A 15,793-nucleotide genomic window follows, 5' to 3' on the forward strand; every position below is an offset into this window, starting at 1 on the left:
GCATCCTCAATACCCTCAAGGCCATAACCTTAGCAATCCGACGACTCCAAACAACAATACCAATACACCACTCACGCGCCTGATCCATATTTGCTGCAGCCAGGCCTTGAGCCGCACAGCAGCCATACCCATTGCCAGCAGGGTAGGCAGCGTCCCCAACCCAAATGCCAGCATCAGCAAACCACCCTGTACAGGATGCCCAGTTGCCAACGCAGCAATCAGGACGCTATAGACCAAGCCGCAAGGCAACCAGCCCCAGATCGCCCCCAATGCACCCGCCTGGAAAATAGTGCGTACCGGCAACCAGCGCTTGCTGAATGGTTGCAGCCGTTTCCACAACATACTGCCAACGCGCTCGAGCGCGATGACGCCATGCCAGATATTGGCAAGGTAGAGGCCCAGCAGGATCAGCATGATATTGGCGAGGACATACAGCACCTTGCCTACGGGCAGGAGATGCGGGAGAAAAAAACTGCTGGCACCCACCGCACCGGCAACCACCCCCGCCATGGTGTAGCTGAATATACGCCCCAGGTTATAAGCCAGCAGCAAGCGCCATTGGGGACGGCTGCCCGGCATGCTCATGCTCACGGCACCGACGATGCCGCCACACATGCCCACGCAATGCCCGCCACCCAGCAAACCCACCAACAAGGCAGCGAGCAGGCTGAGCTCAGGCATGCTTTTCCCAGCCCCTGAAACGGCGGATCATGATGAGGCCCGGAATTGCCAACAGGGTGCAAAGCAGGAAGAACATGGTCCAACCCATCCCCCCGGCCATCCAGCCTGTCGGCGTGGAAAGAATCACCCGCGGCACGCCCATCAGGCTGGAGAGCAGCGCATATTGCGTTGCCGTGAAACGCCTATCCGTCATTGCGCCCATGAAGCCGACAAAGGCCGCCGTGCCCAACCCCCCGGTGAAATTCTCGATCGCGATCACACCGGTTAGCATCGGCAGGCTATACCCGACCTGCGCCAACAGCACAAAACCAAAAGTAGAAGCCATTTGCAGAAAACCAAATATCCACAATGAGCGATACAAACCGATACGCAGTATCCATATCCCGCCCAGCGTACCGCCGATCAGAGTTGCCCAGAAACCAAACAGTTTGGCTATGGCCCCGATCTCGCTCTTACTGAATCCCAGATCAAGATAAAACGGCACATTGATCGCCGAAGCCAGGGTATCGCCAAGCTTGTACAGCAGGATGAACGTCAGGATCGTGATCGCCTCCGGGCGCTTGAAGAACTCGAGGAATGGCTCTATCACTGCCTGCCGTAGGGTACGTGGCGTGCCGGCGGCTTCCCTGGGCTCCGGCGAAAACAGGGTGACCAGGATACACAAACCCATGAACAAGGCCATAAGCTGGTACATTTTGGGAAAAGTCAGCAAATCCGCCAGAATCAGGCCACCGCCGCCAGCGAGCAGCATGCCCACCCGGTAGCCATTCACAAACATGGCGGAACCCAGCCCTAACTCCTGATCCGACAGGCTTTCGCGCCGATAGGCATCAATGACAATGTCCTGCGAGGCGGAAAAGAATGTCACCAGCAAGGCGGCAAATGCCACGCCCCACAAGCTGGCAGCAGGGTCACTCAGGCTCAAGCCCAGCAAAGCCAGCACCAGGGCTAGTTGACTCAGGGCCAGCCAGCCACGGCGACGCCCAAACAAGGGAATAGTGTAGCGGTCAAAAATCGGCGCCCAAAGGAATTTGAGCGTATACGGCAACCCTATCATGGCCGCGGCGCCTATCATGGCCAAGTCGACGCCGGACTCCTTGAGCCATGCCTGCATGGTCGAACCCGTCAGGAGGAGCGGCAAGCCGGAAGCAAACCCCATCATCAGCGCCACCAGCATGCGCCCGCTTACCACGGCCTTGAGGGTAGCCCCCCAGCCTTGCTTGATCATTCAATATCCTGACTTGTAAAGTTACTGGTTTTCACACTACTGGTAGTCCACGGTGAGCGGCGCATGGTCGCTGAAGCGCTCATCCTTGTAAATCGTGGCGCTCACTGCTTTTGCTGCAAATGCCGGTGTTGCGATCTGATAGTCGATTCGCCATCCCACATTCTTGGCCCATGCCTGGCCACGGTTGCTCCACCAGGTATAACAGGCATCGGTGGTATCCGGATGCAATAGCCGATAAACATCAACCCAACCTACTCGCCCCAATAAGTCCGTCAACCAGGCACGCTCCTCCGGTAAAAAGCCGGAATTCTTACGGTTGCCACGCCAGTTCTTGAGGTCGGCTTCCTGGTGGGCGATATTCCAGTCACCACAGATCACGACATCGCGCCCATCCCGAATCAATGACTCGAGGTGCGGCAGGAAACGCGCCAAGACGCTAAACTTGAAAGTCTGGCGCTCTTCCCCGCTGGAACCCGAAGGCAAATAGAGTGACACCACGCTCAGGTTTCCATACCGTGCCTCAAGGTAACGTCCTTCATTGTCGATGTCAGCAATCCTGAGGCCCACAATCACTGCATCCGCCTTTTCCCGGGAGTAGATGCCCACGCCGCTATAGCCTTTTTTATCAGCATAGTGGAAATAGCCATAATAACCTTCCGGCTGCAGCATCTCGGGCGTCATGTCGCCCTCTTGCGCCTTCAGTTCCTGCAAGCAGACGATATCGGCCTGCTGTTCCTGCATCCACGGATAAAAGCCTTTGCTGCTTGCTGAGCGGATGCCATTGAGATTCAGGGATATAATACGCAACACTACAACCTTTCTTCATTCACCATGTCAGATTCAACGCAAGATTTTATCCAATTCGCCATCCAAAAGCAGGTATTACGTTTTGGCGAGTTCACTACCAAGGCCGGCCGGCTCAGCCCCTACTTCTTCAATGCCGGGCTTTTCAACGATGGCGAGAGCCTCATGCGCCTTGGCGAATTCTATGCCGCGGCCATTGTACGTTCCGGCGTGCAGTTTGACATGCTGTTTGGCCCGGCATACAAGGGGATTACGCTGGCAGCCAGCATTGTGATTGCATTGGCGCGGCAAGGCCGCAATGTCCCTTATGCCTTCAACCGCAAGGAAGCCAAGGACCACGGGGAGGGCGGCACCATTGTAGGCGCTCCCTTGCAAGGCAGGGTATTGATCGTCGATGACGTCATTTCCGCAGGCACCTCGGTGCGCGAATCCGTCAATATCATCTCCGCCAACGGCGCTATTCCCAGTGGCGTCGCCATTGCGCTTGATCGCCAGGAACGCGGCCTGGGCGCACTGTCGGCAGTGCAGGAAGTCGAGCAGCAGCACCAATTGCCCGTGATCAGCATCGCCAACCTGCGCGACCTGATCCAGTACCTGGACCAAAGCAACGAACTCGCGGCATACCGCCCAGCCATTGCAGAATACCGCAACACCTATGGCGTGGAATAACGCGACTGCATGCTCATCCATAGTTTTCCTCCGGCCATCACGCCGAATTGCCGGATATTGATACTAGGCTCCATGCCCGGCAAGCGCTCGCTGGAAATGCAGGCCTACTATGCCCACCAGCAAAACCTGTTCTGGCCGTTCATCAATCACCTTTTCAACATCCCAGCCGATACCGCATATCAACAAAGGCTGCAGTTGCTGAACCAGCAGAATATCGGCATATGGGATGTGCTCAAGGAGTGCATACGCATCAGCAGCCTGGATGGCGACATTGAAGAAGCCTCCATCATTGCCAATGATTTCAGCGCCCTTTTGGTGCAATTTCCGCATATCCGGCATATTTTCTTCAACGGCAGCAAGGCGGAGCAGGCTTTCCGCCGCCATGTGCTGAAACAGCAATCGATTCCTGCACACTTGCATTATCACAAGCTGCCTTCCACCAGTCCGGCCAATGCTTCCATCACGCGTGACAACAAATTTGCACAATGGCAGCGGCTCGCGGAAATCGCCTCCCAGTAATATCCATGCTTGCAGGCAGGACATGATCTGGCGCAGAATCATGCACTAATTAGTCATAAATCATATAAAAACAATCACGACAAAACCCCACAGGGAGGAAAAGCATGGCCCGCATATTGCGATTGCCAAGCACTGTCATCGCACTGCTGTCATTCACGTTTCACGCCAGTGCGATCCTGGCAGCCGCGGAGTCCAAACAGCCAAGCGGCAAGATCATGAAATGGGTGGATGAACAAGGCGTCACCCACTATAGCGACACCCTGCCGCCGCAATATACAGGCAAGCAAAGCAATATCAGCCCGCGCGGATTGCCGCAGGCCGACACCCTGCATAGCCCCGCCGTGGCAGAACGTTCAGGCAAAGGGAGCGAACAGGACAGGCGCGACAAGACCTTGCAATCGGTGTATAGCTCGGAGCAGGAAATCGATCTCGCACGTGACCGCAACCTGCAAATAGACCAAGCCATGCTGGAAGGCCTGGAGCAACGCAGGCTCAGCACCGCTGCCCGCCTACAGAATGTCCAGAAAACCGCGGCCGACTACACTAGGCAAGGCAAAGCAGTCCCGGGTGATATCAAGAAAGACCTCAAGAACACCCATCTGGAGATTGGCAAGATCGATGAACAAATTGCGGAACGCAAACAGCACATGGAAACCACGCGCCAGCGCTTCGAGAATGACAAGAAACGCTTTACTGAATTGAAGACAGGCGTGCCGGCTGGCGAGAATACCAGCCCGGCACGTTAGAGCGGGTTAACCGGCCAGCTTGCGCTTGAGGATTTCATTGACCTGCGCAGGATTGGCCTTGCCCTTGGAAGCCTTCATTGCCTGGCCGACCAGGGCATTGAAGGCCTTGTCCTTGCCAGCGCGGAACTCCGCCACCATGGCCGCATTCGCTGCCAGCACTTCATCGACGATGGCTTCAATCGCACCGGTATCCGTCACCTGTTTCAGGCCCTTGCGCTCAATAATGGCATCGGCATCGCCTTCGCCGCTCCACATGGCTTCAAACACATCCTTGGCAATCTTGCTGGAAACAGTATTGTCGGCAATCCGCTTCAGCAAGCCTGCCAGCAGCTCGGGTGAAACGGGGGCATCCGCAATCTCGCGGCTTTCCTCGTTCAGCTTGGCGCTGACGTTGCCCATCACCCAGTTGGCAACCAATTTGGCCTCGCCACCAAATGCGACAAGGGCTGCGGTGAAGTAATCCGCGATACCGCGCGACGCAGTCAGGGCTGCGGCATCGTAAGCCGACAAGCCATACTCACGCTCGAAGCGCACCTTCATCGCGGATGGCAATTCGGGCAGCGTAACGCGGATTGCATCAATGTCTTCAGCCGAGATTGCCACTGGCAACAAGTCGGGATCAGGGAAGTAACGGTAGTCGTTGGCCTCTTCCTTGCTGCGCATGGCGCGGGTTTCGCCGGTATCAGGATTGAACAGGACGGTTGCCTGCTCGATCTTGCCGCCGTCTTCCAGCGTTTCGATCTGCCAGCGGGTTTCATACTCGATCGCCTGCTGCATGAAGCGGAAGGAATTGAGGTTCTTGATCTCACGGCGCGTACCGAGCTTTTCATCCCCCTTGCGGCGCACGGAGACGTTGACGTCGCAGCGGAAGCTGCCTTCCTGCATATTGCCGTCGCAGATATTGATCCACTGCACCAGCTCATGCAGCTTGCGCGCATAGGCCACGGCCTCGGCGGCGGAACGCATGTCGGGCTCGGTGACGATTTCCAGCAAGGGCGTACCGGCGCGGTTGAGGTCGATGCCTGACTGGCCCGGGCTCGCGCCATGCACGGACTTGCCCGCGTCTTCTTCAAGATGGGCGCGGGTGATGTTGATGGTTTTCTCGCTATCGCCGACCTGGATGGTCAGTGCGCCCTTGCCGACTACCGGCAGTTCATACTGGCTGATCTGGTAGCCCTTGGGCAGGTCGGGGTAGAAGTAATTCTTGCGCGCGAACACCGAGCGCGAGGCGATTTCGGCATTGACGGCGAGGCCGAAGCGGATCGCGCATTGCACGGCTTCCTTGTTCAGCACCGGCAACACGCCCGGCAAGGCGATATCGACCACATTGGCCTGGGTATTGGGCTCCGCACCGAAGGCAATGCTGCTGCCGGAGAAAATCTTGGATTTGGTGTTGAGCTGGGCATGGGTTTCCAGCCCGATGACGACTTCCCAAGTGCTCATTATGCAATCCCTTCAGGCATGCGGGTATGCCAATCTGTTACTTGTTGATAGGCATGCCCGGCATTGAGCATGCGCGCTTCGTCGAAATAATTGCCGATCACTTGCAGGCCCACGGGCAATGCGGTGCCATCGGCAACAGTCGCGAACCCGGCCGGGATGCTCATCCCGGGCAAGCCGGCGAGGTTGACGGCAATGGTGTAGATATCCTGCAAGTACATGGATACCGGGTCATCTGCCTTCTCACCGGCCTTGAACGCGGTAGAGGGCGCCGTCGGCCCGAGAATGAGGTCGCATTGCTCGAATGCCCTGGCAAAATCTTCCGCAATCAGCCTGCGGATTTGCTGCGCCTTGAGGTAATACGCATCATAGTAACCTGCACTCAGCACGTAGGTCCCGATCAGGATACGGCGCTTTACTTCGGCGCCAAAACCTTCGGCGCGGCTCTTGCAGTACATGTCCATGAGGTCGTCGTACTCGGCGGCACGATGGCCGAAACGCACGCCGTCATAACGCGAGAGGTTGCTCGAAGCCTCGGCTGGGGCAAGCACGTAGTAGACCGGAATGGAAAGCATGGTATTGGGCAGGCTGACCTCGACAATTTCAGCGCCCAGCTTGCGGTATTCTTCCACGGCGGCTTCCACCACTTTCGCCACACCCGTATCCAGGCCTTCGGCGAAATACTCCTTGGGCAGTCCAACCCTGAGCCCTGCCAGCGGCTTGCCAAGGTCACGCGTGTAATCTTCCTTCTCGCGCTGCAAGCTGGTGGAATCCCGCTCGTCAAAGCCGGTCATCACGTTCATCATCAACGCCATGTCCTCACAGGAATGCGCCATCGGGCCTGCCTGGTCCAGGCTGGAGGCAAAGGCGATCATGCCGTAGCGCGAAGCCAGGCCATAGGTGGGCTTGAGGCCCGAGAGACCGCACAGCGATGCTGGTTGGCGAATCGAACCACCCGTATCGGTGCCCGTTGCGGCTGCGCACAATCGAGCCGCCACAGCAGCGGCGCTGCCGCCGGAACTGCCGCCTGGGACACGCGTCCTGTCCCAGGGATTTTGCACTTTGCCGTAATAGGAAGTCTCGTTGGAAGAGCCCATCGCGAACTCATCCATATTGGTCTTACCAAGACTCACCGCGCCAGCCGCATTGAAGCGCTCGATCACGCCGGCGTCATAGGGCGCAATGAATGTCTCAAGCATTTTGGAACCACAGGTGGTCTTCCAGCCCTTAGCACAGAAGATGTCTTTCTGCGCAATCGGAATACCGGTGAGAGGGCCGGCATCGCCATTGGCCAAACGCTGGTCTGCAGCCCTGGCCTGCGCCAGGCTCAATTCAGGGTCAACCGTGATATAGGCATTGATCTCGGGATTAAAACGCGCAATGCGGTTGAGGTATTCCTGCGTCAACTCGACACTGGAAATCTCCTTGCCGGCCAACATACCAGCCAAGTGTTTCAAACTATGATTGATCATGACGGGGCTTATTCGATGACTTGGGGGACGAGGTAGAGGCCGTTCTCGACAGCAGGCGCGATGGATTGCAGCAGCTCACGCTGGTTGCTTTCAGTCACTTTATCCTCACGCAGGCGCTGGGTGACATCCTGAGAATGCGACATTGGCGCAATGCCAGTGGTGTCCACCGCCTGCATTTCCTCGATCAGGCCGAGAATACCGGAAAGCTTGACCAGCGTGGCCTCGGCCTCTTCCTCGCTGACGGCGAGTCGTGCCAGGTGCGCGATCCTTTTGACGTCATTTGTATTGAGTGACATTTATCTAAATCCAAATCTTAAATTTCTATGCGATATCGGGTATTATAACTTGATTTTACGCACATCTTCAGCCGCGTCATAAGGCCCTTATGACCTGCGGCAGCTTGTCAGGATACAAATAAATGTTCGGTCTTTTAAACAGTTACTTTTCTAACGATCTCGCCATTGACCTTGGCACAGCAAACACCCTCATCTATGTGCGTGGCAAAGGCATCGTCCTTGACGAGCCCTCCGTAGTCGCCATCCGCCAGGAAGGCGGCCCCACCGGCAAGAAAACGCTGCTTGCCGTTGGCCTGGAAGCCAAGCGCATGCTGGGGCGCGCGCCTGCCAACATCACCGCGATCCGCCCGATGAAGGATGGCGTGATTGCCGATTTCACCATTACCGAGCAAATGCTCAAATACTTTATCCGAAAGATTCACGAGTCCCGCCTGTTCAGCCCCAATCCCCGCATCATCATCTGTGTTCCCGTCGGTTCCACCCAGGTGGAGCGCCGTGCGATCAAGGAATCTGCCGAGATGGCAGGCGCGCGCCAGGTGTATTTGATTGAAGAGCCAATGGCAGCAGCGATTGGTGCGAACATGCCGGTGGCCGAAGCGACAGGCTCCATGGTCGTGGACATCGGCGGCGGCACCACCGAGGTCGGCGTGATCTCACTGGGCGGTATCGTCTACGCCAAGTCCGAACGTGTCGGCGGCGACAAGTTTGACCAGGCCATCATCGACTACATCCGCCGCAACTACGGCATGCAAATCTCCGAGCCTACCGCTGAACTGATCAAGAAGCAGATCGGCTCCGCATTCCCGGGTTCCGAGGTATTGGAGCTTGAAGTCACCGGCCGCAACCTGGCAGAAGGCCTGCCACGCAAATTCACCATTTCCAGCAACGAAATCCTGGAAGCGCTCACCGAGCCGCTCAACGCGATTGTCGGCGCGGTGAAATCCGCACTGGAACAGACGCCTCCTGAACTTGGCGCAGACATTGCCGAGAAGGGCATGGTACTGACTGGCGGCGGCGCGCTGTTGCGGGACCTGGATCGCCTGCTGCTCGAAGAAACCGGCCTGCCGGTCATCGTCGCAGAGGATCCATTGAGCTGTGTTGCACGTGGCTGCGGCCGCGCCCTGGAAGAGATGGACAAACTGGGCAATGTGTTTGCCTACGAGTAAATTGCGCTATCATAGGAATCAACAGGCCATGTCACGATGGCCTGTTTTTTATCATCGGGAACCTTGCAGGTTTCCTAATATGCTCAGCACACTAAACCAAACCTAGTCACGACACAGCTCTCATGCCACGCGCCTTGGAACACCAACATCACACTGGCTTCTTTGTCCGCGGCCCCAGCCCAACTGCACGGCTGTTCTTCTTTGCTGTACTTTCCCTGGTATTGATCGCGACGGATGCCAGACTGAACTATCTTGTCGAGGTTCGCCAAGGGTTCATCGCCTTGCTGCATCCCTTGCAAATCATCGCCAACGCCCCGCTCAATATTGCGGAGGACATTGGTGAGTACCTGCATACGCAAACCACCGTCGTCGAAGAAAACATCCAGTTACGCACCCAGGCCCTGGAACACGCGGCCGAACTGCAACGCTTCAAGGCGCTCGCCGTCGAGAATGAACGCCTGCGCAGCCTGTTGGGCGCTGCGCAACTATCCAGCCAGCCTGCGCGCCTGGCAGAAATATTACATATGAGCCGGGATCCGTTCAGCCATAAAGTAGTGGTCAACCTGGGTTCGCGCCAGAACATTACCCCAGGCCAGGCGGTCATTGACGAAGCCGGCGTGGTTGGCCAGGTCACGCGCGTGTTTCCCTTCAGCAGCGAGGTCACGCTGATTACGGACAAAAACCTCTCCATCCCGGTACAGGTGGAACGCAACGGACTGCGGGCGATTGCGTTCGGACAGGGACGCAGTGCCACAGTGGAACTGCCATCATTGCCTGCGAATGTCGATATCCGTGTGGGCGATACGCTCATTACCTCGGGGATTGATGGCATTTATCCTGCAGGGCTCGCAGTGGCCGAAGTCATCCAGGTAGACACGGATGCGGACTCCCCGTTTGCCCACATTATCGGCAAACCCCTGGCTGGGATTGAGCACCACCGGCAACTCCTGCTGGTCAGCATCCCCCAGGTCGACCGTCCAGCAGACAGCAACACCTTGAAGACACCCGCTCCTGCCAACAACAAAAAAGCAACGCCGCCCAAGCGCCATGTCAACAACTAGCTTCAAGCCTGTATTTCTGTCATTGCTGCTGGCATTGTTGCTGCAGCTCCTGCCATGGTCGGGCACTCTGCTGATGGTACGCCCCGAATTTCTGCTGCTTGCCGTGTTGTACTGGACCTTGCGTGCGCCCCATTTATGCAATATCGGCACCGCCTGGTTTGCCGGATTGATCATGGACCTGATTTCAGGCGGGCTATTTGGCCAGTTCGCGCTCGCTTATGCCTTGACATCATTTTTTGCCGTCACCTATCAGCGCCGCCTGGCATTGTTCAACATCTGGCAACAGGCCGGCTACGTATTCCTGTTGTTGCTGTTTACCCAGCTCATCACGCTGGTGCTGAAGCTGTTTGCCGGCGGCGAGCTGCCAGGCTGGGAGTATTTCCTGCCCAGCGTCAGCGGCATCCTGCTCTGGCAATTCGTCATTTTCTCGCGTCTTAACATCGACAGTCGCTCCAACAAGGCTTGACCCTGCGTATGAGAGCCCGCCGGTCAGAACTGAAAAACTATAAAAAGGAACAGTACGACTTCCGCATGCGCCTCGCCGCAGGCGCATTACTGGTCCTCATCTGTTTCGGCATCCTCATCAGCCGCTTCGTCTACCTGCAATTCAGCAGGTACGACCACTACCAGACCATGGCCGAGAACAACCGTATCTCGCTGGTGCCCATTGCACCCAACCGAGGCCTGATTCTGGATCGGAATGGCGAGGTACTGGCGCAGAACTCCTTCGTCTATACCCTGGAAATCACGCCTGCCAAGGTCGCAAACACGGTAGAAGAAACCATTGAGGAACTGGCCAAGCTGATTGAAGTAAGCCCTAACGATCAGAAGCGCTTCAAGAAGCTGCGGGCGCAGACCCACAGCTTCGAAAGCGTCCCCATCCGCACCCATCTCACCGAGGAAGAGGCCGCGCAAATCGCCGTGAACCGGTTCCGCTTCCCTGGCGTGGAAATCCGCTCGCGCCTGTTCCGTCAGTACCCGCAAGGCAAGTCGGGCTCACACATCATTGGCTACATAGGCCGCATCAACGACCGTGACCTGGAGAACCTCAAGGAATCGGGCGACCTCTCGAATTACAAGGGTTCCGACCATATCGGCAAGAGCGGCCTGGAACAATATTACGAATCTCAGCTGCATGGCATCACCGGATTCCAACAAGTGGAAATTGACGCAGGCGGCCATGCGGTGCGGGTCTTATCCAGCACGCCGCCGGTGCCAGGCAACAACCTGATCCTTTCCGTGGACAGCAAATTGCAGCGTATCGCCGAGGAAGCGTTTGGCAACTACCGGGGCGCCCTGGTCGCGATTGAACCCAGTTCCGGAGAAATACTGGCCTACGTCAGCCAGCCAGGCTATGACCCCAATCTTTTTGTCGATGGCATCGACACTGAAAGCTGGAAAGAGCTCAATGAATCGCTAGACAAGCCACTGATCAACCGCCCGTTGCGCGGGATTTATCCGCCCGGTTCGACCTTCAAGCCATTCGTCGCGCTGGCCGGACTGGAGGCAGGCAAACGCCATCCCCCCTTCAGCATCAGCGATCCCGGCTTTTTCACATTGCCCGGCAATACCCATCGCTATCGCGACTGGAAGGCCGGCGGCCACGGCAGCGTCGATATTCGCAAGGCGATTGCCGTTTCTTGCGATACCTTCTTTTACGGCCTTGCCGTGGAACTGGGTATAGAAAAACTGACGTCATTCGTCAGCCACTTTGGCTTCGGCAAGCCGTCCGGCATCGACATCAAGGGCGAAATGGGAGGCCTGCTGCCAACGCCTGAATGGAAACGCCGCCGCTTCAAACAGGCCTGGTTCCCGGGTGAAACCGTCATTGTCGGCATTGGCCAGGGTTATATGCTGGCAACGCCCATGCAATTGGCACAAGCCACAGCCATCCTCGCCAACAACGGCAAGGCCATGCGTCCGCATCTGGTTTCTGCCATCCAGGAGAGCAAGGGCGGTCAGGTCCACTCCGTGCCGGCAGAAGTCATTGACCAGATCGCGCTCAACCCGAAAAATGTCGACCTCGTGAAGCAAGGCATGATGGATGTCACCCTGCCAGGCGGCACAGCGGCACGGCTGGGGGCTGACAGCGAATATCTCATGGCTTCCAAGACCGGTACCGCCCAGGTAGTCGGCATCAAACAGAATGAAAAATATAACGAGAGCAAGGTGGCCGAACGTCATCTCGACCATGCGCTGTTCATCACCTATGCGCCTGCCGAAGACCCGAAGATTGCCATCGCCGTGATTGTGGAAAATGGCCGCCATGGCGGCTCTACTGCAGGCCCGATAGCACGGCGCGTCATGGATTACTACCTGCTGGGCAAAGAACCTCCATCAGCCAAACCGGCAGTGGAAGATCCAAGCGTGGGCGCGCCTGTAACACCGGAGGAGCATAACCATGTTGAATAAACTGCTCAAGCGCCTGGTCAGGCATATCGATGGCTTTCTCATGAGTTGCCTGATCGTCACCATGATCCTTGCCCTGTGCGTGCTTTACAGCGCTTCCGGCCAGAGCATGAGCAAGATCAGCACCCAATTGATCAATATCAGTGTCGCCGTCAGCCTGATGTGGATTGCAGCCAATGTCTCGCCCCAGATTCTGGAGCGCATTGCGCTACCCGCCTACGTGCTGGGCGTGCTGCTTTTGATCAGCGTGGCCCTGTTCGGCGAAATCAGCCACGGCGCGAGGCGCTGGCTGCACATCGGCGTTGCCAAAATCCAGCCTTCAGAACTGATGAAGATCGCGGTTCCCATGCTGCTGGCCTGGTATTTCTCCCGGCGCGAATCAGTAGCCACTTTCAAAGACCATGCCATCGGGGCCGTGCTGCTTGCTGTGCCAGTCGGGCTCATCATGAAGCAGCCCGACCTTGGCACTTCACTCATGATCGCCTCCTCCGGTTTTTATGTGCTGTTCCTTGCCGGGCTGAGCTGGCGCATCCTGATCGGCACCGCAGTGAGCATTGGCGTCATGGCGCCCATCCTCTGGACCATGCTGCATGACTACCAGCGCCGGCGCATTGAAATCCTCTTCGACCCCTATCAGGACCCATTGGGCGCTGGCTACCACACCATACAGGCCAGCATTGCGCTGGGTTCGGGCGGCCTTGCCGGCAAGGGCTGGCTCAATGGCACCCAGTCCCAGCTCGACTTCCTGCCTGAGCGCACCACCGACTTCATCTTTGCCGTATTTGGTGAGGAATTCGGCCTGCTGGGCAATGTCTTGCTGATACTCCTGTTCACCACCATCATCGGTCGCGGCCTGGTCATTGCAGCGCAGGCCCAAGGTACTTTCAGCCGCCTGCTCGCCGGCAGCATCACGCTGACCTTCTTCACCTATGTGTTTGTTAACATAGGCATGGTCAGCGGCATTTTGCCCGTGGTAGGTGTGCCGTTACCGCTTATCAGCTATGGTGGCACCTCGCTGGTCACCTTGCTGACCGGTTTCGGCATACTCATGAGTATCCATACGCACAAAAAACTTGTTACCTCATAATGGAAAAGGAGCGAGGCAGACTGCGCTACGCAATCTGTATGAACCAATGAAACTGATACGCAACCTGATTCCGGGCATGATTGCCCTCGCCCTGGTCGCCTGCGGCGGCGGCACCAGCGTCAAACCTGAAGCAGGAAAACCCGCCCCGACCACGCAGAAGCCAGCCCCGAAAAAAGGCGGCTATTACCTGGACGACGGCCCTGGCGACAATCCGCCTGCCGATATAGACAATATCCCGGATGCCGTGCCACGCGCGGAAACACCGCTGCCGCGCGCTACGCGTCCATATAGTGCGCTGGGCCGCCGTTATACCCCTCTGAGCGAGCACACGCCCTACAAGCAGCGTGGCGTTGCCTCATGGTACGGCAAACGCTACCACGGCCAGAAAACCTCCAGCGGCGAGGTTTACGACATGTACGCCATGACCGGCGCGCATACCATTCTCCCGTTGCCCAGTTATGTGCGCGTCACCAATCCGGAAAACGGCCGCTCGGTCATTGTGCGTATCAATGACCGTGGCCCGTTTCATGACAACCGCCTGATCGACCTTTCCTACGCCGCAGCCTACAAGCTGCGCCTGATAGAAAAAGGCAGCGGTATTGTCGATGTGGAAGCGCTGGATGAACATGGCAGGCCCATCACCACAGCCGCTGCTCCACAAACGGCACCAGCTCCAGCGCCGGCACCTGCGCCCACAGAGATAGCGCCAGGCAACCTGCCCAATGTCATGAACGAGCCGGTGACCAATCCGCCAATAACGGGGGCTTATGTGCAGGTGGGCGCCTTCTCGGTCAAGGCCAATGGGGACCGCCTGGTGGATACGTTGCAGCAAAACAAGCTGGCGGACAATGTACAGGTAGAGAATTGGTATAATGCCGGAACTTATCGCGTACGCCTGGGGCCTTATAGCAGCCGCCAACAGGCTGAAGCTGCTGCAGAAAAAATCAAGCAAACGCTCAATACGAATGCCATCGTGGTGTACCAGTAAGATTGTTGGCTACCCCCGAAATTGAAACCCTGAATATTTGAGTTAAAGAGATTCTATGTCATACCTCTCCACCTACGCCAAGCCTGCTGCCTTGCTCGTTGCAGCGGCAGCATTCCTGAGCAATGTCCTGACCGCACAGGCAGCGGATATTCCCCAGCCGCCTGCACTTGCCGTCAAGTCCTACCAGCTGTACGACTACAACAGTGAACGCGTCATTGCCGAGCAAGATGGCGGCTCCCGCGTGGAGCCTGCCTCGCTCACCAAGATCATGACTGCCTACCTGTCATTCAAGGCACTCAAGAACGGCCACCTCACGCTGACCCAAACCCTGCCGGTCAGCGTAAAGGCCTGGAAAGTGGAAGGCTCCAAGATGTTCATCGAGCCCAACAAGCCTGTGACGGTCGATGAATTGCTGCACGGCATGATCATCCAGTCAGGCAACGATGCCTCCATCACCCTGGCGGAAGGCATTGCCGGCTCTGAAGAGGGCTTCGCCGAACTCATGAACAAGGAAGCCACACGGCTAGGCATGCGTGACACCCACTATGTCAATGCCACCGGCCTTCCCGACCCGCAGCATTACACCACCGCACATGACTTGGCCGTGCTCGCGGGTGCCTTGATCCGCGACTTTCCGGACCAATACAAGCGCCTGTACTCCATGAAGGAATACACCTATAACAAGATCAGCCAGCCCAACCGCAACCGCCTGCTGTGGCTGGACCCTTATGTGGATGGCATGAAGACCGGCCACACCAAGAGCGCAGGCTACTGCCTGGTCACCTCCGCCAAGCGCGGAGATACCCGCCTGATCTCGGTAGTACTGGGCGCGCCGTCAGATTCAGCACGCGCCACCGAAAGCCAGAAACTGCTCAATTACGGCTTCCAGTTCTATGAATCCAAGCTGGTCTACAAGCGCGGCAGCGCAGTCAGCACGCTCAAGGTCTGGAAGGGTGCCGAGAACACAGTGGTTGCCACTGTCGCCAAGGATGTTTCGCTGACGCTGCCCAAGGGCGAATATGCCCGCGTCAAAGCCAAGGTAGTGAGCCAGCAGCCCTTGGTTGCCCCAGTCAGTGCTGGCCAGCAGGTTGGCACCATCCAGTTCATCCTGGATGAAAAAGTCATCGCCGAACACAAACTGGTTGCCTCCAAGGGTGTGGAAGTCGCTGGCATCTTTGGCCGCATACTGGATAGCATCAAGCTCTGGTTTGAATAAGCCTGATTTGA

The 15,793-nt window shown here is 57.2% G+C and carries 16 protein-coding genes; 10 read left to right on the forward strand and 6 right to left on the reverse strand.

Going from position 1 to position 15,793, the window contains the following annotated elements; genetic code table 11:
* Window positions 1-15 precede the first annotated feature (15 nt).
* Genes LG198_RS08120 through LG198_RS08130 form a run of 3 tightly spaced genes read right to left on the reverse strand, consistent with a single transcriptional unit; the run spans window position 16 to window position 2,716 of the window.
* Window positions 16-681, reverse strand: a complete 666-nt coding sequence (locus tag LG198_RS08120) for a sulfite exporter TauE/SafE family protein (RefSeq protein WP_230342671.1) — start codon at window positions 679-681, stop codon at window positions 16-18.
* Window positions 674-1,909, reverse strand: coding sequence for an AmpG family muropeptide MFS transporter (locus LG198_RS08125; RefSeq protein ID WP_230342672.1), 1,236 nt, complete (start codon window positions 1,907-1,909; stop codon window positions 674-676). Before LG198_RS08125 ends, LG198_RS08120 begins: the two co-directional genes overlap by 8 nt.
* A 36-nt stretch (window positions 1,910-1,945) precedes the next feature.
* Window positions 1,946-2,716, reverse strand: coding sequence for an exodeoxyribonuclease III (locus LG198_RS08130; RefSeq protein WP_230342673.1), 771 nt, complete (start codon window positions 2,714-2,716; stop codon window positions 1,946-1,948).
* A gap of 24 nt (window positions 2,717-2,740) precedes the next feature.
* On the opposite strand from LG198_RS08130, the gene pyrE reads away from it, so the two are divergent.
* The 3 genes from pyrE (at window position 2,741) to LG198_RS08145 (ending at window position 4,647) form a co-directional block, all read left to right on the forward strand.
* Complete coding sequence (pyrE, locus tag LG198_RS08135) at window positions 2,741-3,382, forward strand: orotate phosphoribosyltransferase (RefSeq protein WP_230342674.1); 642 nt, start codon at window positions 2,741-2,743, stop codon at window positions 3,380-3,382.
* A gap of 9 nt (window positions 3,383-3,391) precedes the next feature.
* On the forward strand, window positions 3,392-3,901 hold the full coding sequence (locus tag LG198_RS08140; RefSeq protein ID WP_230342675.1) for a DNA-deoxyinosine glycosylase: 510 nt from the start codon (window positions 3,392-3,394) through the stop codon (window positions 3,899-3,901).
* Window positions 3,902-4,005: 104 nt separating this feature from the next.
* A complete protein-coding gene (locus LG198_RS08145; RefSeq protein WP_230342676.1) occupies window positions 4,006-4,647 on the forward strand; it encodes a DUF4124 domain-containing protein in 642 nt (213 codons plus the stop codon).
* A gap of 6 nt (window positions 4,648-4,653) precedes the next feature.
* On the opposite strand, the gene gatB is transcribed toward LG198_RS08145, so the two are convergent.
* The 3 genes from gatB to gatC are packed head-to-tail and all read right to left on the reverse strand — an operon-like array spanning window position 4,654 to window position 7,855.
* A complete protein-coding gene (gene gatB, locus LG198_RS08150) occupies window positions 4,654-6,090 on the reverse strand; it encodes an Asp-tRNA(Asn)/Glu-tRNA(Gln) amidotransferase subunit GatB (protein WP_230342677.1) in 1,437 nt (478 codons plus the stop codon).
* Window positions 6,090-7,559, reverse strand: a complete 1,470-nt coding sequence (gatA, locus tag LG198_RS08155) for an Asp-tRNA(Asn)/Glu-tRNA(Gln) amidotransferase subunit GatA (RefSeq protein ID WP_230342678.1) — start codon at window positions 7,557-7,559, stop codon at window positions 6,090-6,092. Before gatA ends, gatB begins: the two co-directional genes overlap by 1 nt.
* An 8-nt stretch (window positions 7,560-7,567) precedes the next feature.
* Window positions 7,568-7,855 carry an Asp-tRNA(Asn)/Glu-tRNA(Gln) amidotransferase subunit GatC gene (gatC, locus tag LG198_RS08160; protein ID WP_230342679.1) on the reverse strand — a complete coding sequence of 96 codons (288 nt, stop codon included), beginning with the start codon at window positions 7,853-7,855 and terminating at the stop codon, window positions 7,568-7,570.
* A gap of 122 nt (window positions 7,856-7,977) precedes the next feature.
* Here gatC and LG198_RS08165 point away from each other — a divergent pair, with 122 nt between their 5' ends.
* The 7 genes from LG198_RS08165 (at window position 7,978) to LG198_RS08195 (ending at window position 15,782) form a co-directional block, all read left to right on the forward strand.
* The gene (locus tag LG198_RS08165) at window positions 7,978-9,021 is read left to right on the forward strand and encodes a rod shape-determining protein (protein WP_230342680.1); all 1,044 of its coding nucleotides are present in this window, start codon (window positions 7,978-7,980) and stop codon (window positions 9,019-9,021) included.
* Between the two features lie 122 nt (window positions 9,022-9,143).
* Entirely contained in the window at window positions 9,144-10,082 is a 939-nt protein-coding gene (gene mreC / locus LG198_RS08170; RefSeq protein WP_230342681.1) for a rod shape-determining protein MreC, read from the forward strand.
* Window positions 10,069-10,548 (forward strand): rod shape-determining protein MreD, encoded by a 480-nt coding sequence (gene mreD, locus LG198_RS08175; RefSeq protein WP_230342682.1) that lies wholly within the window; start codon window positions 10,069-10,071, stop codon window positions 10,546-10,548. The genes mreC and mreD overlap by 14 nt, the downstream gene beginning before the upstream one ends.
* 8 nt (window positions 10,549-10,556) lie before the next feature.
* The gene (gene mrdA / locus LG198_RS08180) at window positions 10,557-12,494 is read left to right on the forward strand and encodes a penicillin-binding protein 2 (protein ID WP_230342683.1); all 1,938 of its coding nucleotides are present in this window, start codon (window positions 10,557-10,559) and stop codon (window positions 12,492-12,494) included.
* Complete coding sequence (gene rodA / locus LG198_RS08185; RefSeq protein ID WP_230342684.1) at window positions 12,484-13,578, forward strand: rod shape-determining protein RodA; 1,095 nt, start codon at window positions 12,484-12,486, stop codon at window positions 13,576-13,578. Before mrdA ends, rodA begins: the two co-directional genes overlap by 11 nt.
* Before the next feature lie 46 nt (window positions 13,579-13,624).
* Window positions 13,625-14,566 (forward strand): septal ring lytic transglycosylase RlpA family protein, encoded by a 942-nt coding sequence (locus tag LG198_RS08190; RefSeq protein ID WP_230342685.1) that lies wholly within the window; start codon window positions 13,625-13,627, stop codon window positions 14,564-14,566.
* Window positions 14,567-14,621: 55 nt separating this feature from the next.
* Entirely contained in the window at window positions 14,622-15,782 is a 1,161-nt protein-coding gene (locus tag LG198_RS08195) for a D-alanyl-D-alanine carboxypeptidase family protein (protein ID WP_230342686.1), read from the forward strand.
* The last annotated feature ends 11 nt before the right edge of the window (window positions 15,783-15,793 follow it).

It is taken from the genome of Methylobacillus arboreus, from assembly GCF_020532725.1.
GTDB classification, from domain to species: domain Bacteria; phylum Pseudomonadota; class Gammaproteobacteria; order Burkholderiales; family Methylophilaceae; genus Methylobacillus; species Methylobacillus arboreus.